We start from the raw sequence: 14,864 nt of genomic DNA, 5'->3' as shown, positions 1-14,864 counted from the left end.
TAGGCTGCGCGTTTACCGCGGGAGTCCGGTGAAGCGCCGGGCTGAGAGGAGGGCTCGCAAGCCCTCGACCGTCCACCTGATCCGGGTCATACCGGCGTAGGGAGAGATCGCTGTGAGAAGGATTTGTGCTGTTTTCGCTGCTCTGGCGCTGACCGGTTGTTCGGCCGGCACGTCGACCGCGCCGCAGTCGCGCGAGGTCACGCTGGTGACCCACGACTCGTTCGCGGTGAAGCCGGAGGTGCTGGAGGAGTTCCAGAAGTCCTCGGGCATCACCGTGAAGCAGGTCGCGAGCGGTGACGCGGGCGAACTCACGAACAAGCTGGTGCTCACCAAGGCCAACCCGATCGGCGACGTCGCGTTCGGCGTCGACTCGACGTTCGCGTCGCGGGCGCTGTCGGAAGGCGTGTTCGCCGAGTACGCCTCCCCGGAGGCCTCGAAGGGCGCCCAGCGCTACAAGGCCGACGACTCGAACCGCCTGCAGGCCGTCGACGTCGGTGACGTGTGCCTGAACATCGACCCGGCCAAGCTCGGCGGCGTCGAGCCCAAGTCCTACGACGACCTGGTCGACCCGAAGTTCAAGGACAAGCTGGTCGTCGAGAACCCGGCCACGTCCTCACCCGGTCTCGCGTTCCTGCTCGGCACGATCGCCAAGTACGGCGAGAACGGCTGGCAGGAGTACTGGACCAAGCTCAGGGCCAACGGCGTCAAGGTCGTGAGCGGCTGGGAAGAGGCATACAACCAGGAGTTCTCCGCCACCAAGGGCGACCGGCCGATCGTCGTGTCCTACGCGTCGTCGCCGTCGGCGGAGGGCGGCAAGACCAAGGCCGTGCTGGACACCTGCTACCGCCAGGTCGAGTACGCGGGCGTGCTGTCCGGTGCCAAGAACTCCGAGGACGCGAAGAAGGTCCTCGACTTCCTTCTGGGCGAGAAGTTCCAGGCCCAGGTGGCCGAGCAGATGTACGTCTACCCGTCGCGTGAAGGTGTCGCGCTGCCCGAGTCGTGGGCCAAGGACGCGCCGTTGCCGCCGAACCCGCAGGCCCTGCCCGCGGACGAGGTGAAGGACAACCGCGAAGCGTGGGTCGAGCAGTGGCGCAAGCTCGTGCAGGGCTGAGCTCCCGTACGGGCTGGTCGGCGGCGGCGCTGCTGCCGCTGGCCTTCCTGGCCCTCTTCTTCGCCTGGCCCGTGCTGGCGATCGTCTCGCTCGGGCTGCGCGAAGGTGGTGTGCTGTCGGCGCTCGCCGACAGCGACACCTGGGAACTCGTCTGCTTCACGCTGGGGCAGGCGCTGGCGTCGACGGTCGTGGCCGTCCTCGCCGGGATGCCGCTGGCGTTCGTGCTGGCGCGGTGCCGGATTCGCGGGCTCGGGCTGGTCAGAGCCGCCGTGATGGTGCCGTTCGTGCTGCCGACCGTGGTGGTGGGCCTGGCCTTCCGGACGTTCTGGCCCGACGGCGGGGTCCTGCCGATCGTGCTGGCGAACGCGTTCTTCAACGTCGCCGTGGTCGCGCGGACCGTCGGCGGGCTGTGGGCGCACACGGACCGGCGTGCCGAGGACGCGGCCCGGGCTCTGGGGGCTTCGCGGCCGCGGGCGTTCCTGTCCGTGGTGCTGCCGGCGCTGGCACCGGCCATCGGCTCGGCCGCGGCGGTCGTGTTCCTGTTCTGCGCCACCAGCTTCGGCGTCGTGCTGGTGCTGGGCGGGTCGCGGTACCGGACGCTGGAGACCGAGATCTACCTGCGCACGGTGGAGCTGTTCGACCTGTCCGGGGCGGCGGCGCTGTCGCTGCTGCAGTTCGCCGCCGTGCTGGCGGTGCTGGTGCTGGGCGCGCTGGCCCGGCGCCGGCGGGAGACCGCGCTGGCGTTGCGGGACAGGGAGGAGCTGGCTCGACGGCCGACCGGCGGCGAGTGGTACGTGGTCCTCGCCGCGTTCGCCGTCGTGGTGGCGTTGCTGACGCCGGTCGTGGGGCTGGTGACGCGCTCACTGTCCACAAGGGACGGCTGGAGTCTCGCCGGGTACGTGGCGCTGAACACGCGCGGTGATCGCGGCACGCTGGCGGTCACCGGCGTCGACGCCGCGGTGAACTCGCTGCGGACGGCCTTCGACGCGACCCTGGTGGCGCTGGTGGTCGGGGTGTTCTCGGCCGTCGTGCTGGTCGGCCTGCGCCGGTCGGGGGCCCGTTTCGCCGAGGTGCTGGACACCGCGCTGATGCTGCCGCTCGGCGTGTCCGCGGTGACGGTCGGCTTCGGGTACCTGATCACGATGGACGCGCTGCCGGGCGACTTCCGGACCTCGCCGATGCTGGTGCCGCTGGCGCAGGCGCTGGTGGTGACGCCGCTGATCGTGCGGATGGTGCTGCCGGTGCTGAGGGCCGTCGACGAACGGCTGCGGCAGGCGGCGGCGACGCTGGGAGCCTCGCCGGCGCGGGTGTGGCGCGAGGTGGACCTGCCGCTGGTCGGGCGGTCCCTGGTGGCGGCGGCCGGGTTCGGGTACGTCGTGGCGCTGGGGGAGTTCGGGGCCACGAGCTTCCTGGCCAGGCCGGACGCGCCGACGTTGCCGGTGGTGATCGCGCGGCTCATGTCGCGGCCGGGGGAGTTGAACAGCCAGATGGCCTACGCGGCGTGCGTGCTGCTGATGGTCGTGACGGTCGGGTGCGTGCTGCTGATCGAGCGGTTGCGCGTGCCGAGCAGCGGGGAGTTCTGATGGCGCTGGAGCTGGACTCGATCACCGTCCGCTATGGACGGACGACCGCGGTGTCGGACGTGTCGCTCTCGGTGGCGGACGGCGAGGTCGTGGCGCTGCTCGGGCCGTCGGGGTGCGGCAAGTCGACGTTGCTGCGGACGGTGGCCGGGCTGGAGAAGCCCACGTCGGGGTCCGTCCGCTGGGACGCCACCGACCTGGCCGGCGTCCCGGTGCACCGGCGCGAGTTCGGGCTGGTCTTCCAGGACGGGCAGCTGTTCCCGCACCGGACGGTCGCCGGGAACGTGGCGTTCGGCCTGCGGATGAAGAAGGTCGAGCGCGAGACGCGGGACAAGCGCGTGCTGTCGCTGCTGGAACTGGTCGGGCTCGAGGGCTACGCCGATCGCCGGGTGACGCAGCTGTCCGGCGGCGAGCAGCAACGGGTGGCGCTCGCGCGGGCCCTGGCTCCCTCGCCCCGGTTGGTGCTGCTGGACGAGCCGTTGTCGGCGCTGGACAGGGCGTTGCGCGAACAGTTGGCGGTCGACCTGGCGCGGTTGCTGCGCGAGGCCGCGACCACGGCCCTCGTCGTGACGCACGACCACGACGAGGCCTTCACGCTGGCCGACCGGGTGGCGATCATGTCGCGCGGCCGGATCGTCCAGGTCGGCCCGCCGGCCGAGGTGTGGTCGTCGCCCGTCGACGTGGAGACCGCGAAGTTCCTGGGGTGCAACAAGTTCGTACCCGGCTCGTTCGTCGGGCTGGACGTCGAGCGGGTCGGGCTGCGGGCCACGGCGCTACGGGTCGACTCCGACGGGCTGATCGAGGGCACCGTGGTGGAACGGGTCCACCGGCGCGATCACGTGCGGCTGCTCGTGGCCATCGACGGCGAGGAGTACGAGGCCGTGGGGCCGATGGCCGAGGTGGGCGACCGGGTCCGGCTCGAAATTGACTTGGACGGCGTCGCCCGCATCGGTTAGCTGTGAGTCCTATGGGATCTCTCGAAGGACGCGTCGCGCTCGTCACGGGCGTGAGCAGGCGGCAGGGCATCGGGTACGCGATCGCGCAACGCCTGGCCGGGCTGGGTGCGGATCTGTTCGTGCAGCACCACGTCCCGCACGACGCCGAGCAGCCGTGGGGCGCGGACTCGATCGAGGACGTGATCGCGGGCATCGGCGGGCGCGTCGAGCACCTCGGCGCCGATCTCGCTCTGCCGGACGCACCCGACCGGTTGGTGGCGGCCGCGGTCGAGGCCTACGGGCGTGTGGACGTGCTGGTGTGCAACCACGCGAGCAGCGGGCCTGACGGGGCGCTGGGTGAGCTGGACGCGGAGAAGATCGACGCCCACTACGCGGTGAACACGCGGTCGTCGATCCTGCTGGCGCAAGCGTTTGCCCGGCAGCACGACGGGGCGCCGGGCGGACGTGTCGTGTTCATGACGTCCGGGCAGAACCTCGGACCGATGCCGGGCGAGATCGCCTACGCGGCGTCGAAGGGCGCGCTGGTGGGGATCCTGCCGACGCTGTCGCACCAGCTGATCAGGCAGGGGATCACCGTCAACGCGGTGAACCCCGGCCCGACCGACACCGGCTACGCCGGCGAGGAGACGAGGGAGTGGGTGCGCGAACGCATGCCACTCGGCCGCTGGGGTCAGCCGGACGACGCCGCCCGGCTGATCTCCTGGCTCTGCACCGACGACGCCGAGTGGATCACCGGTCAGGTGATCAACAGCGAGGGCGGATTTCGTTAACTGTCCTTCGTGACCAGGCGGATGGCCGCCAGGCCCGTGCCGATCAGCAGGTAGCAGCCGGCGAGCAGCGTGCTGTCGCCGATCTGCCCGAGCGGGATCGGATCGCGCATCACGTCGATCAGCCCCGGGAAGCCCGTCGTGATCAGGAACGGGTGCAGCCAGTCCAGCGACGAGAACTGCCCGAGCACCTGGAACACGATGATCGTCGTCATCGTCGCCGCCTGCACCACGAGCGGGTGCTCGGTGGTGGACGAGACGGCGAGGGCGACCGCGCCGATCGCCACCATCTGGAACGTCACCAGCAGGATGAACAAACCGATGCGCAGCAGGCCCTCGGCGGTCGAGAGCGTGGTGCCGGACAGCGTCATCATGCCGTCGGTGCCGAGGAACGCCGTGCCCGCGATGATGCCGACGACGGCCATCAGCGTGACGGCGAACAGCGACATCGCGGTGAGGCCGAAGAGCTTCACGAACAGCAGCCGCACGCGCGACACCGGGGCGACCAGCAGGCCGCGCAACGTGCCGTGCTGGGCCTCGCCCGCGAGCCCGTCCGCCGCCCAGATCGACGCCACCAGCGGCAGCAGCAGGTTGAGCGACAGGAACAACGTGAAGATCGGCACGACCATGCCGTTGCCCTGGAGGATCGCGCCGAGCCCCGGAGGCCCGCCGCCGCCCTCGCCCTCGTCGCTCGCGGTCCAGATGCCGAAGCTGATGATGATCGGGACGAGGATCAGGCCGAACAACCCGATGAGGGTTCGCGGCCGGCGCAGCATCCAGCGCACCTCGGAGCCGAACTGGCGCGTGATCATCGGCGTCCCCCGTCCAGAGTGTCCACAGCGGACATTCCGCGCTCTGCCTCCTCGGCCTCGGTGAGCCGTGCGAACAGCTCCTCCAGGCCGGTCTTCCAGCGCGTCGCCTCGAAGACGCGGGCGCCGCCCTGGACGAGCGTCTCGATCACCTGCGGCGCGCTCGTCCCGGCGAGCTCGACCCGCAGGCCCTCACCCAGCGGACGCGCGGAGATCTTGGCCTGCCGCAGAGCGCTCAGCGCCGCTTCGACGTCCGGGGTGATCACCTGGAGCGCCGAGCCGCCCGCCTGCAGCAGCTCGGTCAGCTCTCCCTGTGCCACCACGGTGCCGCGGTGCAGCACTGCGACGTGCGTGCAGGTGGCCTCGACCTCGCTCAGCAGGTGGCTGGAGACGAGGACGGTGCTGCCGGCCGCGTGCAGGTCCGCGATGATCTTGCGGATCTCCCGCGTGCCGGCGGGGTCCAGGCCGTTGGTCGGCTCGTCGAGGACGACGAGCTTGCGCGGCACGAGCAACGCCGCGGCCAGGCCGAGACGTTGCTTCATGCCGAGCGAGTACCCCCGGTACCTGCGGTGGGCCGCCTGGGCGAGCCCGACGCGTTCGATGGCGTCCTCGACCGCCTGCTTGATCTCCTTGCGAGGCAGCAGAGGCTCGAACGCGGCACACCTGACGAGGTTCTCCCGTCCGCTGAGGAACGGGTGGAACCCCGGACCCTCGACCAGCGCGCCCACGTGCGGCAGCGACTGCTCGGCTCCCTCTGGCAGCGGCCTTCCGAGCAGTTCGATCTCCCCCTGCGTGGGGCGGACCAACCCGAGCAGCATCCGGATCGTGGTCGTCTTGCCGGACCCGTTGGGGCCCAGCATGCCGAGCACTGCACCTTCCGGCAGCTCCAGGTCGACGCGGTCCACGGCGACCGTGCTCCCGTACTCCTTGCGCAGACCCCTGGTCCGCGCGGCGACAGCGGTCTTGCTGGGCGCTGTCACCGGCGCGCTGGTCGAGGTGGTCACTTCACCTGTCCGATCGTGTCGAACAGGACCTGCTCGGGCACGGCACCCGCGACGACACGGCCGTCGTCCGCGATCAGGATCGTGGCGACCTTCGTGGTGAAGATCTGGCCGCTGCCCCAGGTACCGCTGACCTTCTTGGTGAACCTGTCGACCAGGCCCTGCGCCTCGGCGGGAACCTGGGTCATGGCCTCGGCCGGAATCCGCGCGCCGACGACCGTGTCCCAGCCCGTGCCGAAGATCTGCGGGTCCTCACCCTGCAACGCCTGCTCGATGCCGAGCTCGGATCCGCGGTCGCGGCCCTTCTCCTCCTTGGCCTCCGGCGTCGTGACCTTGGCCTGGGCCGGCGGCGTGAACTCGAAGAGCTTCGGGTCCTGCGCGCCGACGTTGATCTCGCTGAAGCCGACCGTGCCCGCGGGCTCGCTCGCGCCGTTAGTCAGAACGGCGACGCGCAACGGCATCTTCAGCTCGGCGTCGACCGCGATCCGCACCTCGCGGATCAGGGTCTTCTCGCTGGCCTTGGGGGTCAGCACGAGCTCGTAGGCGGCACGGTTCGCGACTCGCGCGGTGCCGTCGACGGTGATGTCGCTGAACTCCTTGGTCATGCCGACGACCTGCTTGGCCGCGGTGGCCGGGTCGACCGACTCGGCCTTCTCGTTCCCGGCCTTCGGCTCGTCCGCCTTGTGCTCGGACTTGACGACCTCGTTGTCCGCGGAGTTCCAAGACCACGTGGTCTTGCCGTCGTTCACGATGGTCTGCTCGGACTGGCCGTTCGGCAGGGCGGCGCGGAACTTGCCGTTGCCGTCCGTCCAGATCCGCGCGCTGTGCTTGCCGTCGGCGAGCTGCGGGATCTCGGCGAGCGACGGCAGGCCGAGCTTGTTGTCGACCTCCACCGTTCCGCCGAACGCACCCGGCTTGCTCGTCATCACCTGTTCGACGAGTGACTCCGCGGACACGTCCGGGAGTGATGGCGGCTGGCCCGCACCCGCTGGCATGGCGAGCAGGCCGAGGCCTGCCACACCGGTGACCACACCGGCCGCCGCAGCGGCCAGGGTCACCTTTCGCTTGTTCATCAGTGGTCCCCTCCTCCAAGGGCTTGTACCCATAGCTTGGTGGTGGGTTGCTGAGATGGTGCTGAGACTACTCCCACCTGCGGTTTTGTGCTTGTGCGGAGGTGCTTGCTGAGAGTCGGCTGAGATCTTGCGGGCAGCGGGGAGCCGCGCGCGGCATGCTGTCACCCGTGAAGCCTCGAGTGCTGGTCGTGGACGACGAAGCCGGCGTGCGCCGGGCGTTGGAACGTGGTCTCTCGGCCGAGGGCATGGAGGTCGTCACGGCCTCCGACGGACCCACGGCGCTGCGGGTGGCGTTGACCGGGGCCTTCGACGTGGTGCTGCTCGACATCATGCTGCCCGGTCTCTCCGGCTACCGGGTGCTGCAGCGCATGCGCGCCGACGGGGTGCGCACGCCGGTGCTGATGGTGTCCGCCAAGGACGGGGAGGTCGACCAGGCGGACGGGCTGGACCTCGGCGCCGACGGGTACCTGGTCAAGCCGTTCAGCTTCGTCGTGCTCGTGGCCCAGGTCAGGGCGTTGCTGCGGCGGGGTGGCGGTGCTCGGCGGAGGCTGACGCTGGGGCACCTCGTCATCGACCGCGGGCTGCGCGAGGTCAGCTGGGGCGGGCAGGACGTGTCGCTGTCGCCGCGCGAGTACGCGGTGCTCGACGTGCTGGCGTCGCGGGCGGGGTCTGTGGTGACCAAGGACGAGCTGCTGCGGACCGTCTGGGGAGACGAGCAGGCAGCGACCAGGAACGCCGTCGAGGTCTACGTGGGGTACCTGCGGCGCAAGCTGGAGGCCGTGGGGGCCGGTGAGGTCGTGCGGACCATCCGCGGGCACGGGTACATCGCGTCCACGCCGGACCTGGACAACGCGCTGGGGAACAGGTGAGTCCTGGCTGGTGGTTGCGGCGCACGCTGCGCTTCCGCATCACCGTCGTGGCCACCGGGGTCGCGTTGCTGTGCCTGCTCGCGTTCACGGGCCTGGCGCCCGCGCTGATCGGGCTGATCCAGATCACCGCGGTCGACCAGGAGCTGGAGAAGTCGACGCCCCGGGTGCTGGACGTGGCCGGCGTGCCGGTGGACGGCAAGCCGCCGCTTCCGCTGACCGCGCAGGACATCCGGGCCCTGAGGTCCGGGGAGCCCGTGCTGCGGCTGGAGGGGGAGTCCGCGCTCCGGTTCCGGGGGCAGGTGGTGTTCTCCGGGGACGGGACACCGCGGCTGGAGGTCTACGCGAGCACGTTGCTCGGGTACGGCAAGGCGAACACGCTCGGCTCGCGCTGGCTGGCCGTCGCGGCGGTGCTGGTGGCCGGGCTGGTGGGGATCGCGACCTGGCTGTCGGTGCGCTCGTCGTTGCGGCCGGTCGAACGGATGCGCGTCGCGGCGGGGGAGCTGCCGCACGGCGAACGGCTGCCGGTGCCGCCGTCGCGCGACGAGCTGCAAGCGCTGGCCGAGGCGCTGAACGCGTTGCTTGCCCGGCGGGACGAGGCCTCGGACCGGTTGCGGCGCTTCACCGGGGACGCGGCGCACGAGCTGAGGTCGCCGGTCGCGTCCGTGCGGGCGCAGGCCGAGGTCGCGGTGGCACACCCGGATCCCGACTTCTCCATCGAGGTGCTGGAGTCCGTGGTCGAGGAGTCGATCCGGCTCAGCGCCCTGGTGGAGTCGTTGCTGATACTGGCCCGCGCGGACACGGCGGCGCCGCCGCGTGCCGAGGCAGTGGACCTGGTGCTGGAGGCAGAGGCGGCGATCTCCCGGCTGGACACGGAGCTGCTGGTGCGGCTGACCGCCCCGCCGTCGGCGTGCCTGGTGTCGGCCACGCGCTCAGAGGTCGAGCTGGTGCTGGACAACCTGCTGCGCAACGCCGCCCGGTACGCGTACTCGACGATCACGCTCACGCTGGTCCCGGTCGGGCGGGACGTGCGGTTGCTCGTGGACGACGACGGGCACGGCATCCCCGCCGAGCACCGCGCGAAGGTGTTCGACCGGTTCTACCGGGTGGAGGAGGACCGCGGCCGCCGGTCCGGTGGCTTCGGTCTCGGGCTGGCCCTGGTGTCACACCTCGTGCAGCGCAGGGGCGGGACGGTCCGCGCCGCGGAGTCCCCTGCCGGTGGTGCGCGTTTGGAGATCCGCTGGCCGTCCTGGTAGCAAGCTCTGGTGCCTGAGTTGCGAGCGTCCGCGCTGGTCGATGCGCCTGTTCCCGTCGTCGCGGGTGCCCTGCTGGACACCTCGCTGATCACGGCGTTCGGGGTGCGCGTCGCGGGACCGCTGCTGTGCCTGGGAGACGTGCTCACCGGGCCGTTCGGCGTGCGGTTGACGGTCACGCGCGCGGACCTGTCCGGTGTGTCCGCGGCCGGCGGCTTCCTGGAGCTGCACACGGACCTCGTGGCGACCGGCGCCGGGACGATGGTGGTCGACCGCGTCGCGTGGACCTCGGTGCGCGGTGTCGTCGGCCGGTTCGCGGACGTGGCGGTCGGGCGCGGAATGGCGTTGCGGGTGCTGGAGAAGCGCTCGGCGCTGCTCGCCCGGCGGTGCGAGGAGCTGAGCGCGGCCGGGGTCGTGGTGGGCGCGGCGGTCGTCCGGGACGGGCGGTTGCTGGCGCAGCAGCGTTCCTACCCGGAAAGCCATGCGGGGCAGTGGGAACTACCCGGCGGGCGGGTCGAGCCCGGCGAGAAGCCCGCGGACGCGCTGGTGCGCGAGTGCGTGGAGGAGCTGGGTGTTCCCGTTGTCGTCGGCGAGCAGGTCGGGCCGGACGTGCCGTTGAAGAAGGACCTGGTGCTGCGGATCTTCGCCGCGGAGCTCGCCGGCGGTGAACCGGAAGCGTTGGAGCACAACGCCGTCCGGTGGCTCACCGCCGGCGAGCTGCCCGGCCTGGACTGGCTGCCCGCCGATCGCGTGCTGGTGCCGGCCCTTCAGCAGCTCCTCAACTGAGCCCGGACAGGCGCAGCGCCGCGTTCAGCCGGTGCTGGGCGCGCTCGCGGGCCCGTTCCGCGCCGGCGTTCCTGATCCGGTCCAGCTCGGCGGGGTCGGCGAGGAGCTCCAGCGTGCGGTCGCGGACGGGACGGAGCTCCTCGATCACCGCTTCGGCCACGACGTTCTTGAGGTCGGCGAACCTGCTCGTGTAGTCCTCGGGTGCCTTGCCGGTGCAGGAGGCGAGGATCTCGGTCAGGTTCGCGATGCCCTCGGTGGACGAGACGGCCCTGCGCACCTTGCGCCGCACCAGGTCGGGGTCGTCGAGTACGAACACGACACCCGCCGAGTTCTGCGCCGACTTGTCCATCTTGCGGGCCGGGTCCGAGAGGTCCTTGATGCGCGCCCCCACCTTCGGCACCACCGCGGTCGGCACGATGAACGCGTCGCCGTAGGCGTGGTTGAACCGCCGGGCGAGCGCGCGGGCCAGTTCGACGTGCTGGAGCTGGTCCTCGCCGACCGGCACCTCCGCGGTGCCCTGCAGCAGGATGTCCGCGGCCATCAGCACCGGATAGGTCAGCAGGCTCAGCCGCACCGACTCGCGGCCGAGCGACTTCTCCTTGAACTGGATCATCCGCGCGGCCTCCCCGTACGTGCAGGTGCACTCCAGGACCCAGTTCAGCGCCCCCAGCTCGCGGATCAGATCGCTCTGGACGCACACGCTCGCCGGGGCGATGCCGGACGCGATGAGCACCGCGAGCTGCTCACGCGTCATGGATCGCAGCCGTTGCGGATTGTGCGACGACGTCATCGCGTGCAGGTCGCTGATGAAGTACACGTCCTCGTCGGTGCCCTCACGAGCCCACGTGCGCAGCGCACCGAGGTAGTTGCCCAGGTGCACCTGGCCGGAGGGCGTGATGGCGGAGAGCCGGATCATGATGCTGGTCCTCTCGTGAAGGACCGCCCGGACGACACGCACGAAAAAGCCGCCCCGTCGCGGGCGGCTCGTGTGGCGTCAGTGGTGAACTCTGCGCACAGCTACTCCGGCCGCCTGAAAGCGGCCCACCAGAAGGCGTTCATCGTGCGCATGATGGCGAGTATAGGTCTACCGTCAACGCATGTTCATCGTGCTGCTGAAGTACGCCGCGCCACTGGAACAGATCGACTACGCCCTTCCCGACCACCGAGCCTGGGTCGAGAAGCAGTACGAGCGAGGTCTCTTCCTCGCCTCGGGGCGTCAGGTGCCGAGGACGGGCGGCGTGATCATCACGCGGCCCATGCCCCGGGGCAAGCTCGAAGCGCTGCTCGCCACGGACCCGTGGGCCGAGCAGAAACTCGTGACGTACGAGATCTGCGAGTTCGAGGCGACGCGAACGGCGCCCGAGCTGCTGAAGCTGAACGAGGCCGTGCTGCAGCACTAGGCCCGTCCGGCGAGCCACTCGATCGCCGCGTCCAGCGCGTCGTCCGCGTCATTCGTGTCATCCGTGTCGACGAGCGTGTGCGGGGCGATCGGGGTGTTGCCGTACGTCCTCCCGGTGCGGTCGGCCATGAGCGCGGTCGTGATGGCGAGCCGCGCGCCGTCGGGCAGCCCGAACGTCTCGTTCGCCGTCGCGTAGCCGGCTGTCGGCCGGCCGAAGGTCTTGGTGTCCTCCGCGCCCAGGAACGAGATCAGCACGGCCTCTCCGGAACTCGCCGTGCCGCCGTCGACGAGCACCGCCACCGGCTGGTTGCGCGCGGCCGGGACCCGGTGCCACCGGTACGCGGTCCTTGCGCCGTTGTAGACGTGGCCGCGTCTGATGCCCCAGCTCGTCTCGCCGTGGGCGCTGACGAACCTGCCCCGCTCGCCGTCGCCGAGCAGCGGGGCCACCACCGCGAGCATCGGGTGCATGTCACCGCCGCGGTTGCCGCGCAGGTCGACAACCCAACCGGTCGGTCGGCTCCCGATCAGGCCGCGCAGCGCCTTCAGACCGGCGCTGACGTACTTCCTGCCGTTGCGTGAGCTGGTCTCCGGCAGGACCAACCATCCGGTTGTTTCGCCCGACCGTCCGGTTGCTTGGTCCGACCGTCCGGTTGCTTGGTCCGACCGTCCGGTTGCTTGGTCCGACCGTCCGGTTGCCTCAAGCAACCGACCGGTTGGAATGGTGGAACGCGGCGCAGAGGCCGCTCGCCGCGCCGTGATCAGGTGGGTGTGCGGGTTGCCGAGCGTGGCGATCACGTGACGGATCGCGTCGTAGGTGTCCTCCGGGACGCGCGCATCGGCGGTCGCGAGGTGAGCTTCGGCACGTAGCGCGGGCCAGTCGGCCGCCGCGCTGTCGATCGAGTGACGCTCGAGGAGGCCCAGAGCCGCCTCGACGTACGCATGGACCCCGGCGGGTCTCAAGCGGCCTTCTTCAGGGCCTTCTTGGCCGCCTTCTCGGCCTTCTTGGCTGCCTTCTTCCTGGCCTTGTCACGTTCCTTGAGCAGGAACGGAACCGGGCAGCGCTTGCACTGGGGCTTCGACCGGCAACACTTCTTCTTGAGCTTTTTGCCCACTGGTTGAACTCCACTCCGACACGTATCGCTAGAGTAGGTGAGGCTCACTTCACTGGCACTCTTGTGTGGTAATGGCGACGCAGCCGGTAGTATCAGCAACGGCCCTGCGCATCGAAGTGTCCGGCGCGAGCCCCTCCAACGCCTTCGAAGCTCATAGGAGTTCTGCGTGCCCACGGCCACCGCGTCTGTCCTTCAGACGCGAACTGACCTGCGAAATGTCGCGATCGTCGCGCACGTCGACCACGGCAAGACCACCTTGGTCGATGCAATGCTGCGCCAGTCCGGCGCGTTCTCCGCGCGTGCCGAGCTCGTCGACCGGGTCATGGACTCGGGCGAGCTCGAGCGGGAGAAGGGAATCACGATCCTCGCCAAGAACACGGCTGTGCGCAGGCACACGCCGGACGGCGACGTGATCATCAACGTGGTCGACACCCCCGGCCACGCCGACTTCGGTGGCGAGGTCGAGCGCGCGCTGTCGATGGTCGACGGCGTCGTGCTGCTGGTCGACGCGTCCGAGGGCCCGCTGCCCCAGACGCGCTTCGTCCTGCGCAAGACCCTCGCGGCCGGCCTGCCGGTGATCCTGCTGGTCAACAAGGTCGACCGCCCCGACGCCCGGATCTCCGAGGTCGTCGAGGAAGCCCACGACCTGCTGCTCGACCTCGCGTCCGAGGTGGGCGCCGACGAGTCCGTGCTGGACCTGCCGGTCGTCTACGCCTCGGCCCGCGCCGGTCGCGCGTCGCTGAACCAGCCCGAGGACGGCGGCCTGCCGGACGAGGAGAACCTGGACGTGCTGTTCCAGGTGCTGCTCGACCGCATCCCCGCTCCTCACGTCGACGTCGACGGCCCGCTGCAGGCGCTCGTCACGAACCTCGACGCCTCGACCTTCCTCGGTCGCATCGCGCTGTGCCGCATCCACCAGGGCACGATGCGCAAGGGTGAGACCGTGGCGTGGTGCCGCGAGGACGGCGAGCCCGTCAAGGTCCGCATCACCGAGCTCCTCATCACCGAGGCGCTGGACCGCGTCCCGGCCGAGTTCGCCCGTGCGGGTGACCTGGTCGCCATCGCCGGCATCGCCGACATCACCATCGGTGACACGCTGGCCGACGCCGAGGCCCCCGAGGCGCTGCCCCGGATCACGGTCGACCAGCCGGCCATCTCGATGACCGTCGGTGTGAACACCTCGCCCCTGGCGGGTCGCAACGGCGGCACCAAGCTCACCGCCCGCGTGCTCAAGGCGCGTCTCGACGCCGAGCTCGTCGGCAACGTGTCGGTGAAGGTCCTGCCGACCGAGCGCCCGGACACCTGGGAGGTGCAGGGCCGCGGCGAGCTGGCGCTGGCCATCCTGGTCGAGCAGATGCGCCGCGAGGGCTTCGAGCTGACCGTGGGCAAGCCCCAGGTCGTCACGCACACCGTCGACGGCAAGGTCCACGAGCCGTTCGAGCGCCTGTCCGTCGACTGCCCCGAGGAGCACCTCGGCGCCGTCACGCAGCTGCTGGCGAACCGCAAGGGCCGCATGGAGAACATGTCGGGCCACGGCACCGGCCGCATCAAGCTCGACTACGTGGTCCCGTCGCGAGGCCTCATCGGCTTCCGCACGGAGTTCCTCACCGAGACCCGCGGCACCGGCATCGCCAACGCCGTCTCCGAGGGCTACGGCCCGTGGGCGGGCGAGATCCGCACCCGCCACAACGGCTCCCTGGTCGCCGACCGCACCGGCTCCATCACCGCCTACGCGATGATCCAGCTGGCCGACCGCGGCACGTTCTTCGTGGAGCCGGGCGCCGACGCCTACGAGGGCATGGTCGTGGGCGAGAACCCGCGCGCCGAGGACCTCGACGTCAACATCACCCGCGAGAAGAAGCTCACGAACATGCGCTCCTCCACGGCGGACGTGATGGAGACCCTGGCCCGCCCCCGCAAGCTCTCGCTGGAGGAGGCGCTGGAGTTCTGCGCCTCCGACGAGTGCGTCGAGGTGGCCCCGGACGTCATCCGCGTCCGCAAGGTGACCCTGGACGCGAACCTCCGCGGCCGCGAGCGTTCCCGCCTCAAGCAGCGCGGCTAGTACCAGCGCTGACGCAACGCCTGACAGGGGCGGGGGGGGGCCGCGCCCCGGCGCCCCGCGCGGGGGGCGGGGGGGCCGGCGCGGGGGGG

At 70.7% G+C, this 14,864-nt stretch carries 15 protein-coding genes and 1 riboswitch; of the genes, 9 read left to right on the top strand and 6 right to left on the bottom strand.

Going from position 1 to position 14,864, the window contains the following annotated elements; genetic code table 11:
* Positions 1-7 precede the first annotated feature (7 nt).
* Positions 8-120, top strand: a riboswitch (TPP riboswitch).
* The 4 genes from ORI60_RS39165 to ORI60_RS39150 all read left to right on the top strand — a co-directional run bounded on the left by ORI60_RS39165 (position 107) and on the right by ORI60_RS39150 (position 4,417).
* A complete protein-coding gene (locus ORI60_RS39165; protein WP_416234501.1) occupies positions 107-1,111 on the top strand; it encodes a thiamine ABC transporter substrate-binding protein in 1,005 nt (334 codons plus the stop codon). (Overlaps the previous riboswitch by 14 nt.)
* The gene (locus ORI60_RS39160; RefSeq protein WP_416234502.1) at positions 1,087-2,694 is read left to right on the top strand and encodes an ABC transporter permease; all 1,608 of its coding nucleotides are present in this window, start codon (positions 1,087-1,089) and stop codon (positions 2,692-2,694) included. The genes ORI60_RS39165 and ORI60_RS39160 overlap by 25 nt, the downstream gene beginning before the upstream one ends.
* Positions 2,694-3,647: an ABC transporter ATP-binding protein gene (locus ORI60_RS39155; protein WP_266040858.1), complete on the top strand. Its 954-nt coding sequence runs from the start codon at positions 2,694-2,696 to the stop codon at positions 3,645-3,647. The genes ORI60_RS39160 and ORI60_RS39155 overlap by 1 nt, the downstream gene beginning before the upstream one ends.
* Positions 3,648-3,658: 11 nt before the next feature.
* A complete protein-coding gene (locus ORI60_RS39150; protein ID WP_266040859.1) occupies positions 3,659-4,417 on the top strand; it encodes an SDR family oxidoreductase in 759 nt (252 codons plus the stop codon).
* Here ORI60_RS39150 and ORI60_RS39145 read toward each other — a convergent pair.
* The 3 genes from ORI60_RS39145 to ORI60_RS39135 are packed head-to-tail and all read right to left on the bottom strand — an operon-like array spanning position 4,414 to position 7,297.
* Positions 4,414-5,226: an ABC transporter permease gene (locus tag ORI60_RS39145; RefSeq protein ID WP_266040860.1), complete on the bottom strand. Its 813-nt coding sequence runs from the start codon at positions 5,224-5,226 to the stop codon at positions 4,414-4,416. The genes ORI60_RS39150 and ORI60_RS39145 overlap by 4 nt on opposite strands.
* The gene (locus ORI60_RS39140; RefSeq protein ID WP_266040861.1) at positions 5,223-6,227 is read right to left on the bottom strand and encodes an ABC transporter ATP-binding protein; all 1,005 of its coding nucleotides are present in this window, start codon (positions 6,225-6,227) and stop codon (positions 5,223-5,225) included. The genes ORI60_RS39145 and ORI60_RS39140 overlap by 4 nt, the downstream gene beginning before the upstream one ends.
* Positions 6,224-7,297, bottom strand: coding sequence for a LolA family protein (locus tag ORI60_RS39135; RefSeq protein WP_266040862.1), 1,074 nt, complete (start codon positions 7,295-7,297; stop codon positions 6,224-6,226). Before ORI60_RS39135 ends, ORI60_RS39140 begins: the two co-directional genes overlap by 4 nt.
* Before the next feature lie 155 nt (positions 7,298-7,452).
* On the opposite strand from ORI60_RS39135, the gene ORI60_RS39130 reads away from it, so the two are divergent.
* Genes ORI60_RS39130 through ORI60_RS44665 form a run of 3 tightly spaced genes read left to right on the top strand, consistent with a single transcriptional unit; the run spans position 7,453 to position 10,202 of the window.
* Positions 7,453-8,166: a response regulator transcription factor gene (locus ORI60_RS39130; RefSeq protein ID WP_266040863.1), complete on the top strand. Its 714-nt coding sequence runs from the start codon at positions 7,453-7,455 to the stop codon at positions 8,164-8,166.
* Positions 8,163-9,419, top strand: coding sequence for a sensor histidine kinase (locus ORI60_RS39125; RefSeq protein WP_266040864.1), 1,257 nt, complete (start codon positions 8,163-8,165; stop codon positions 9,417-9,419). Before ORI60_RS39130 ends, ORI60_RS39125 begins: the two co-directional genes overlap by 4 nt.
* A gap of 9 nt (positions 9,420-9,428) precedes the next feature.
* Positions 9,429-10,202 (top strand): (deoxy)nucleoside triphosphate pyrophosphohydrolase, encoded by a 774-nt coding sequence (locus ORI60_RS44665; protein ID WP_323055949.1) that lies wholly within the window; start codon positions 9,429-9,431, stop codon positions 10,200-10,202.
* On the opposite strand, the gene trpS is transcribed toward ORI60_RS44665, so the two are convergent.
* Entirely contained in the window at positions 10,195-11,118 is a 924-nt protein-coding gene (gene trpS / locus ORI60_RS39115; RefSeq protein ID WP_266040865.1) for a tryptophan--tRNA ligase, read from the bottom strand. The two genes, ORI60_RS44665 and trpS, sit on opposite strands and share 8 nt — an antisense overlap.
* 181 nt (positions 11,119-11,299) lie before the next feature.
* On the opposite strand from trpS, the gene ORI60_RS39110 reads away from it, so the two are divergent.
* Entirely contained in the window at positions 11,300-11,602 is a 303-nt protein-coding gene (locus ORI60_RS39110) for a YciI family protein (protein ID WP_266040866.1), read from the top strand.
* On the opposite strand, the gene ORI60_RS39105 is transcribed toward ORI60_RS39110, so the two are convergent.
* Together ORI60_RS39105 and ORI60_RS39100 are read right to left on the bottom strand one after the other, a co-directional pair.
* Complete coding sequence (locus ORI60_RS39105) at positions 11,599-12,201, bottom strand: S41 family peptidase (RefSeq protein ID WP_266040867.1); 603 nt, start codon at positions 12,199-12,201, stop codon at positions 11,599-11,601. The genes ORI60_RS39110 and ORI60_RS39105 overlap by 4 nt on opposite strands.
* A gap of 356 nt (positions 12,202-12,557) precedes the next feature.
* Complete coding sequence (locus tag ORI60_RS39100; protein ID WP_167974072.1) at positions 12,558-12,713, bottom strand: hypothetical protein; 156 nt, start codon at positions 12,711-12,713, stop codon at positions 12,558-12,560.
* A 166-nt stretch (positions 12,714-12,879) separates the two neighbouring features.
* On the opposite strand from ORI60_RS39100, the gene typA reads away from it, so the two are divergent.
* Positions 12,880-14,775, top strand: a complete 1,896-nt coding sequence (gene typA, locus ORI60_RS39095) for a translational GTPase TypA (protein ID WP_266040868.1) — start codon at positions 12,880-12,882, stop codon at positions 14,773-14,775.
* Positions 14,776-14,864: the final 89 nt, after the last annotated feature.

It is taken from the genome of Lentzea sp. NEAU-D7, assembly GCF_026242055.1.
Taxonomy (GTDB): Bacteria; Actinomycetota; Actinomycetes; order Mycobacteriales; family Pseudonocardiaceae; genus Lentzea.
The sequence above is the reverse complement of the archived record's forward strand: the minus strand, read 5'-3'. Positions and strand labels throughout refer to the sequence as shown.

Bases quoted from the DNA above. Each gene is read 5' to 3' on its own strand.
- trpS (WP_266040865.1), bottom strand. From the start codon at position 11,118: ATGATCCGGCTCTCCGCCATCACGCCCTCCGGCCAGGTGCACCTGGGC.
- ORI60_RS39110 (WP_266040866.1), top strand. From the start codon at position 11,300: ATGTTCATCGTGCTGCTGAAGTACGCCGCGCCACTGGAACAGATCGAC.
- ORI60_RS39145 (WP_266040860.1), bottom strand. From the start codon at position 5,226: ATGATCACGCGCCAGTTCGGCTCCGAGGTGCGCTGGATGCTGCGCCGG.
- ORI60_RS39150 (WP_266040859.1), top strand. From the start codon at position 3,659: ATGGGATCTCTCGAAGGACGCGTCGCGCTCGTCACGGGCGTGAGCAGG.
- ORI60_RS39135 (WP_266040862.1), bottom strand. From the start codon at position 7,297: ATGAACAAGCGAAAGGTGACCCTGGCCGCTGCGGCGGCCGGTGTGGTC.
- ORI60_RS39130 (WP_266040863.1), top strand. From the start codon at position 7,453: ATGCTGTCACCCGTGAAGCCTCGAGTGCTGGTCGTGGACGACGAAGCC.
- ORI60_RS39155 (WP_266040858.1), top strand. From the start codon at position 2,694: ATGGCGCTGGAGCTGGACTCGATCACCGTCCGCTATGGACGGACGACC.